The organism is Duncaniella sp. (assembly GCF_029054785.1).
Classification (GTDB): Bacteria; Bacteroidota; Bacteroidia; order Bacteroidales; family Muribaculaceae; genus Duncaniella.
In genome coordinates this window covers 1-4,886 of the sequence record NZ_JAIDEN010000008.1, presented here as the reverse complement: position 1 = coordinate 4,886, position 4,886 = coordinate 1, and the positions used below count along the sequence as shown (strand labels likewise).

Here is a 4,886-nt window from a genome sequence, read left to right as displayed (position 1 = left end):
TCACTCAAAGCCGAGACTCACAACTTCCCCACACCCGTGGAGCCTTTCAACGGCGCTGCCACAGGTAGCGGCGGCGAGATCCGCGACCGTCTCGGCGGAGGTCGTGCCAGTCTTCCGCTGGCCGGTACCGCAGTCTATATGACATCATATCCCCGCCTCGGAAATTCCCCCTGGGAGCTTATGATGAATCCCCGCGCATGGCTCTATCAGACTCCTGCCGAAATTCTCATCAAGGCATCCAACGGTGCATCTGACTTCGGCAACAAATTCGGACAGCCCCTCATCTGCGGTTCGCTTCTGACATTCGAGCATGACGAAAACGGCAAGATGTATGCCTATGACAAAGTGATCATGCTTGCCGGTGGTGTAGGCTACGCAGCCGCCAAGGACGCCATCAAGGGTGTGCCTGAAGCCGGCGAAGCTGTTGTTGTGATGGGTGGCGACAACTACCGCATCGGCATGGGCGGCGGTGCCGTATCGTCTGTCGAAACAGGCCAGTACGCATCAGGCATCGAGCTGAACGCCGTGCAGCGCGCCAATCCGGAAATGCAGAAACGCGTTTCAAACGTGATCCGCGCATTGGCTGAAAATGACAACAACCCGATTGTCTCAATTCATGACCACGGTGCAGGCGGCCATCTCAACGCCCTCTCTGAACTCGTGGAAGAAACCGGAGGACGCATTGACATCAACGCTCTCCCCGTTGGCGACAAGACTCTTTCATCGAAAGAAATCATCGGCAATGAAAGCCAGGAGCGCATGGGCATGGTGCTCAAGAAAGAAGACATCGAATATGTCCGCACAATCGCAGACCGCGAACGCGCGCCGATGTATGTAGTCGGAGAAACCACCGGCGACCACCGTTTTGTATTTGAGCAGAAAGACGGAGTGAAGCCTATCGACCTCGGTATGTCAGACATGTTCGGATCCTCACCCAAGACAACCCTGACCGACACTACTGTCGAGACCAGATACACTGACGGCGAATACAACGAAGAAGACATCGAACGTTATGCGACCTCAGTGCTCTCGCTTGAGGCTGTTGCCTGCAAGGACTGGCTCACAAACAAGGTCGACCGCTCGGTCACAGGCAAAATCGCACGTCAGCAGTGCCAGGGTGAGATCCAGCTTCCTCTGAGCGACTGCGGTGTCGTGGCACTCGACTACTCAGGAACAAAGGGTATCGCCACTTCTATCGGCCATGCGCCTCAGGTAGCCCTGATCGACTCAGCCAAAGGATCTGTTGTCGCTGTGGCAGAAGCCCTGACAAACATCGTAACCACTCCTCTCACCGATGGCATCAAGGGCCTTTCACTCAGCGCCAACTGGATGTGGCCTTGCAAGAATCCGGGCGAAGACGCAGCTCTTTACCGTGCGGTTGAGGCTTGCTCTGAATTTGCCTGTGAGCTTGGCGTGAACATCCCCACCGGCAAAGACTCTCTGTCAATGACTCAGAAGTACGGAGCCGACAAAGTCTATGCCCCCGGCACAGTCATCATCTCCGCAGCCGGCGAAGTAAGCGATGTCCGCAAGACCCTCAGCCCGGTTCTCGGTAAAAAAGGTTCCATCCTTTATTATATAGACTTCTCGTCTGACGCTCTCAAACTCGGCGGCTCGGCATTGGCCCAGACACAGGGAAAACTCGGTTCGGATGCACCGACCGTCTGCGACACCAAGAAGTTTGTTACCGCCTTCGAGACTGTACAGACACTGGTTAAACGCGGCAAGCTCATGGCTGCACATGACGTATCTGCCGGAGGTCTGCTGACAACCCTCCTTGAGATGACATTCGCCAACACCGACGGTGGTGTCGAACTCGACACAACCGGCTTTGAGGGACTCGGCGAAACAGATCTCGTGAAAATTCTCTTCGCTGAAAACCCGGCGCTTGTCGCACAGGTTGAAGCCTCGAAAGCAGCCTCAGTCGATGAAATTCTGACCAAAGCCGGAGTCCGCTTCTGCCATATCGGCGCACCGACCGCTGAACGCACCCTCATCATCAACCATAACGGCACACAGCGCCTGCTCGGAATCGACTACCTCCGCGATGTATGGTTCCACACAAGCTATCTCATGGATGCTCTTCAGAGTGGAGAAAAATGTGCCAAGAGCCGCTTCGAAAACTACAAGAAACAGCCGATCCGCTACCGCATGCCTGCCGGATTTGACGGCAAACTCGCATCAAGAGGCATCGCACTCCGCCGCGACGGCCACGGTGATCGCGTCAAAGCCGCGATCATCCGCGAAAAGGGCGTCAACGGTGACCGCGAAATGGCCTACTCGCTCTATCTTGCAGGCTTCGACGTGAAAGACGTCCACATGACCGACCTTATGAGCGGCCGCGAGACCCTGGAAGATGTCAACATGATCGTCTTCTGCGGAGGTTTCTCCAACTCCGACGTTCTCGGTTCTGCCAAGGGATGGGCATCCGGCTTCCAGTGGAACGAAAATGCCAAGCGAGCACTCAAAAACTTCTACGCCCGCGAAGACACCCTCTCACTGGGTATCTGCAACGGCTGCCAGCTCATGATCGAACTCGGCCTCATCAATCCTGAGCACCCCAAAAAGACCCGCATGCTCCACAACGACAGCCACAAGTTCGAATCACAGTTCCTCGGCGTCACCATCCCGGCCAACAACTCTGTGATGTTCGGATCGCTTTCAGGAAGCAAGTTAGGCATCTGGGTAGCTCACGGCGAAGGCAAATTCAGCCTGCCGATGGCTCTGAGCGACTACAACGTTGTTGCGAAATACAATTACAGCGCCTACCCCGCCAACCCCAACGGCTCGCGTGCATCGGTTGCCGGCATCTGCTCGGCTGACGGACGTCATCTCGCCATGATGCCCCACCTCGAACGCGCCATCTTCCCCTGGCAGTGTGGCTATTATCCTGCAACCCGTCGCGCCGATGAAATCACTCCGTGGATCGATGCCTTCATCAACGCCCGCAAATGGGTAGAGGAAAAAACAAAGAAATAATTACCAATCTAATAACCCTATAAGTTAAACAAACCAATTATGAGTCTTAACATCATCGTGCTCGCCAAACAGGTGCCTGACACCCGTAATGTGGGCAAAGATGCAATGAAAGAAGATGGCACAATCAACCGTGCAGCGTTGCCGGCGATCTTCAATCCCGAAGACTTGAACGCCCTCGAACAGGCGCTCCGTCTCAAGGATGCAAATCCCGGTTCGACCATCACTTTGCTTACAATGGGCTTACCCCGCGCTTCAGAAATCATCCGCGAAGCCATCTATCGCGGTGCGGACAGTGGAATCGTACTTACTGACAGAGCTCTCGGTGGCGCCGACACTCTCGCCACATCCTACTCTCTCGCCCAGGCTGTAAAAAAATTCGGCAAATATGACATCATACTCGGTGGTCGCCAGGCCATCGACGGCGATACCGCCCAGGTAGGCCCGCAGATAGCTGAAAAACTCGGAATCCCCCAGGTGACATACGCTGAAGAGATTCTCGATCTCAAAGACGGTTATGTCACCGTGAAACGCCGTCTGGAAAACGGAGTTGAAACCGTCAAGGCTCCTCTGCCCTGTGTTGTGACTGTCAACGGATCTGCTCCCGCATGCCGCCCCCGCAATGCGATGAGAGTCCAGAAATACAAATATGCCGCCTCTCCGAGCGAAGCTGCCAAACTCAGCGATGAACAGAAAGCTCTGCTCGAAAAGCGCCCCTATCTGAACCTTCAGGAGTGGAGTGCCGCCTATGTCGACGCCGATCCGGCTCAAATAGGCCTTCCCGGCTCGCCCACAAAGGTCAAAGCCATTGAGAACGTGGTCTTCACTGCAAAAGATTGCCGTGTGCTCACCGACAATGATGCTGAAATCGAAGATCTCATCAAGGAACTCATCACTAACCATACTATCGGATAAGCAGCACTATGGACCAGAACAATTTAATAGTATATCTCGAATTCGAGGACGGTCGCGTGGCCGACGTGAGCCTTGAACTTCTGACCAAAGGCCGGGTGCTTGCTTCCCGACTCGGCGTAAAGCTTGAAGCAATCGTTGTCGGTGACAATCTCGAAGGTGTTGAGGAACAGGTGTTCCCCTACGGAGTCGACCGCCTCTACAAGGTGTCAGACAAGCGTCTCTATCCCTACACCTCCAACCCCCACTCGGCGGTTCTCATCAACCTCTTCCGCGAAATCAAGCCTCAGGCCTGTCTCATGGGCGCCACCTGCATCGGCCGTGACCTCGGTCCCCGTGTCAGCTCATGTCTCCACAGCGGTCTTACCGCTGACTGTACCTCTTTGGAAATCGGCGACCACACCGATCCCAAGACCGGCAAGGAATACAAAGACCTCCTTCTCCAGATCCGTCCGGCTTTCGGCGGCAATATCGTTGCGACAATCGTCAATCCGGAATGCCGTCCGCAGATGGCAACCGTCCGTGAGGGTGTCATGAAAAAAGAGATCTTCGATCCTAACCATAAGGGAGAAGTCGTTGAACTCGATGCCAAGAAATATGTATCGGACGAAGATTTTGTTGTTGAAATCCTCGACCGCCACATTGAGAAGTCAAAAATCAACATCAAGAACTCCCCCATCATCGTTGCCGGCGGTTACGGTGTCGGCTCCAAAGAAAACTTCCAGCTTCTCCACGAACTGGCCGACACACTTGGAGCAGAAGTCGGTGCCTCGCGCGCCGCTGTCGATGCCGGTTTCACCGAACATGCCCGTCAGATTGGCCAGACTGGTGTGACCGTCCGTCCCAAGCTCTACATCGCCTGCGGTATCTCCGGTCAGATCCAGCACATCGCCGGCATGCAGGACAGCTCGATTATCATATCAATCAACAACGACCCCAACGCCCCCATCAACACTATCGCCGACTATGTAATCACCGGCAATGTCGAGGATGTTGTG

The 4,886-nt window shown here is 54.9% G+C and carries 3 protein-coding genes; all 3 read left to right on the top strand.

The window, feature by feature from the left end; all coding sequences use genetic code 11:
* Positions 1 to 2,979 (top strand): phosphoribosylformylglycinamidine synthase (gene purL / locus K2H17_RS00180; RefSeq protein ID WP_300130028.1); only part of this gene is annotated, 2,979 nt, incomplete at its 5' end.
* 39 nt (positions 2,980 to 3,018) lie between these two features.
* Entirely contained in the window at positions 3,019 to 3,891 is an 873-nt protein-coding gene (locus tag K2H17_RS00175; RefSeq protein WP_300130026.1) for an electron transfer flavoprotein subunit beta/FixA family protein, read from the top strand.
* Between the two features lie 8 nt (positions 3,892 to 3,899).
* The coding region (locus K2H17_RS00170; protein WP_300130024.1) for an electron transfer flavoprotein subunit alpha/FixB family protein at positions 3,900 to 4,886 on the top strand (987 nt) is incomplete at its 3' end.

Coding starts and splice junctions, on each gene's coding strand:
- K2H17_RS00175 (WP_300130026.1), top strand. CDS start 3,019: ATGAGTCTTAACATCATCGTGCTCGCCAAACAGGTGCCTGACACCCGT.